The sequence below is a fragment of the Flavobacterium difficile genome (assembly GCF_011392115.1).
In the GTDB taxonomy this organism is placed as follows: Bacteria; Bacteroidota; Bacteroidia; order Flavobacteriales; family Flavobacteriaceae; genus Flavobacterium; species Flavobacterium difficile.
This window is the reverse complement of the sequence record NZ_JAAJBT010000017.1, coordinates 1-3679: the sequence shown is the minus strand read 5'-3', so window position 1 is coordinate 3679 and position 3679 is coordinate 1. Positions and strand designations below refer to the sequence as shown.

At 36.0% G+C, this 3679-nt stretch carries 1 protein-coding gene; it reads left to right on the top strand.

The genetic code is table 11. The features are described from left to right. Nucleotides 1-3679, top strand: a 3679-nt coding sequence (locus G4D72_RS13240; protein WP_207784916.1) for a choice-of-anchor L domain-containing protein, incomplete at both ends; no start/stop codon positions are given.

Genomic DNA, 3679 nt, shown 5'->3' with positions numbered 1-3679 from the left:
GAAACGATTTTAATTCGAATTCAAATTTTACAACACAAAATTACACACTAAATGCGGTGCCGTATGCCGGTGGAAACATGAGAGTAGTTTTTGAATGGAGAAATAACAATACAGCAGGAAATCAACCTCCAGCTGCCATAGATAACATTAAATTAGATTTAGTAACTTGTCCGAAACCATTAAATCCAACGATAACGAATATAAATTACAATAATGCTCAAGTTAACTGGGCTAATGGAGCAACAGAAACACAGTGGGAAGTTTTGGTTTTACCAGCAGGTTCTGCAGCGCCAACAGCAACTTCAGTGGGAATAAATGTTTCTTCTAATCCTTACGTAATTACTGGTTTAACATCAGTCACATGTTATGATGTATATGTAAGAGCAAGATGTTCTGCTACAGAAGTAAGTTTTTGGTCGACAGTTGCTTCTTTTTGTACAACTCCTCATTTTTGTGCAGGTGATGAATTTTATGATACAGGTGGAGCTACTGGTGCTTACGGAAATAATCAGAACATTACAACTACTATTTGTCCAGATAACACAGGAGATGTTGTAACTGTAATTTTTAACGAATTTAATTTGGCTGCTGGCGATAATTTAACAATAAGAAATGGAAATTTAGCCACTTCTCCTTTACTTGGAACTTTTACTGGTGCTAATTTACCTCCATCGTTTACATCAACTTCGCCAACAGGATGTTTAACTTTTGTATTTACTTCAAATGGAACAGGAGTAAGTGATGGATGGGAAGCTTCTATATATTGTACACCACCAATTACTTGTCCGAAGCCAACAGTATTAACATCAAGCGCAGTAACAACGAACTCAGTTCAATTAGCGTGGACAGAAAACGGAACAGCTACACAATGGGAAATTATTGTTTTACCTTTAGGTTCTCCGGTTCCACCACCAGGAACTGTTGGGGTAGTAGCGAATTCAAATCCATTTACATATAATACAGGTTTAACGCCTGGTACAGCTTACACTTTTTTTGTAAGAGCAATTTGTTCTACCACTGACGCTAGTTTGTATTCAAACGGAGCAAATTTCTACACACGTCCAAATAATGACGAATGTGCAACAGCTTTAAATGTTTTAGTAAATACTGATTTGGCTTGTGCATTAGTTACACCAGGAACAATTACAGGTGCATCAAATTCAGGTATTCCAGCTTCTACATGTGGCGGCGCTGCCGATGATGATACTTGGTTTTCATTCACTGCAACTTCAGCTGCTCATATTATAAATTTTAATGATATTGTAGGAACCACTACAGATTTAAGCCATGCTGTTTATTCAGGTTCATGTGGAGCATTAACTTTATTGTATTGTGATGTTAATAATTTTAGTTATAATAACACGTATGTAATTGGTCAAACATATTACATAAGAGTGTGGTCGGCTTCAACAACTGTAAATCAAGTAGCTTCATTTAATGTGTGTATTAATAACGTTTTACCACCATTATTTGCAGAAAATTCTTCTACAGCAACAGCTCCTGCAACTTATACAGTTCCTCAGCTTGTTACAGATGTATTAGTAACTTCACCATGTGGAATTGTATCAAACATTACTTTTTCAACAGGTTCAAATTTCGGACAACAAAACGGTATTGGATATTTCAATAAAAATGGTTCATCATTCGGTTTAGAAGAAGGAATTATATTAGCAACACGTTCTGCAAATACCTGTGACGGTCCAAATACAGATGGTTCAGAAGGAACTGGTGCTTGGCCAGGTGATGCACAACTATTAGCTTACATGCAATCAGTTGGTGAATCTGTAACGAGTTATAATAATTCATCTGTATTAGAGTTTGATTTTGTGCCTATTGCAGATCAAGTGAAATTTGATTTCATTTTTGCTTCCGATGAATATGGAACTTTTCAATGTCAATTTTCAGATGCTTTTGCATTCTTTTTGACAAACATAGCAACAGGTACTACAACAAACTTAGCTGTTGTTCCTGGTACTACACCACCAGTTCCAATTGCAGTAACCACAATAAGAAAAGCGGAATTTAATAATGGTTGTGCTTCTGCTAATCCAACATACTTTGATAAATTTTACGGAGACGGTAATCCACAAGACGGACTACCAGATGTTGTTGCGCCAATTAACTTTAAAGGCTATACTGTGCCAATGTCTGCTACAGGAACAGTTATTCCTGGACAAACTTATCACATGAAGTTTGTTGTAGGGGATAGAAATGATTCTTCTTTTGATAGTGCAGTTTTCTTAAGTAAATTTGATATCGGTAATGTTGATTTAGGAAACGACTTAACAGTCTCTGGAAATAGTGCATTATGTGCAGGTCAGTCTTATACTATCAACAGTGGTTTAACTGCACCTCCATACGGATTCACTTGGTCTTATAAAGCACCAACGGCTTCAACATTTGAGGTAATTACAGGTCAAACTGGTCCAACATTAAACGTTACTCAACCAGGAGAATACAAATTAGTTGCTCAGTATGTAGGTTCTGCTTGTGTTGGAGAAGATACAATAGTAGTAGAGTTTTATCCTGATTTAATCCTAGTTACACCTGAACCAAACGATTTAAGTATTTGTGCTTCAAATCCTGCGGTTTTTGATTTAACACAAAATACTTCAGTTGTAACAGCAAATTTTGCAACACCATCGGATTATTTAGTAACTTATTACTTAACCCAAGCAGATGCAATTGCAGCTACAAACTCTATTGCTAATCCAAATGCCTACACAAACGTTACGAATCCTCAAACGATTTGGATGAGAATTTATAGTACTACAACTTTCTGTTCTGGTATTAAGAGTTTTGATATTGAAGTGGTTTCACCACCTTCTGCAACCATATCTTACAATTCATCTTATTGTTTTAATGATAATTTAGCAAATGTTACACTAACAGGAACTTCTGGAGGAAGTTATTCTGTAGTAGGTAGTCCTGCAAATATTTCTGTGAATTCTAGTGGAACGGTAACTTGGACAAACCAAATTATCCCAGGAAGTTATACTATTAGATATGATGTTGGTTCAGGAGCTTGTTCTTCAAACACATCATTTACATTCTCGATAGCTCCGCCAATAACCGCATCATTTTCTACTGGTAATGCAACGGTTTGTGAAGGAGATAGTACTCCAATTACACTTACGGGTACTTCAGGAGCCACTGTAACCTATTCGAATGGAGTTACAAATCAAACTGTAGTTTTGGACGCTTCCGGAAATGGAACTATTACTCATACTGGTGGAACTACAACATTCAATTTGGTAAATGTTACTTTAGGTTCTTGTACGCAAACATTAACGGGTTCTGTAGTAATTACTGTAAATACTTTCGATTTTACTATCTCAGGTGAATGCCAAGGCAGTCAATTTGTATTAAAAACGAATATTATTAATACGCAAGATTATAGTTTTGAATGGACGAATAGTTCTAACGCGGTTGTAGGTACTAGTCCAACTCTTACTATAACAGTTCCAGGAGCTTATACATGTTCTGTAACTAATTTAGTTGGACTAAATTGTACTACTGATGTTTCAGCAACTTTTGAAAGTACTTTATGTGAAATCCAAAAAGGTATTTCGCCAAATGGAGATGGGTTGAATGATTACTTAGAGTTGGTTGCCAATAAGGTTGAGATTTTCAATCGATATGGTAAGGAGGTTTACACTAAGACGAACTATAATAATGA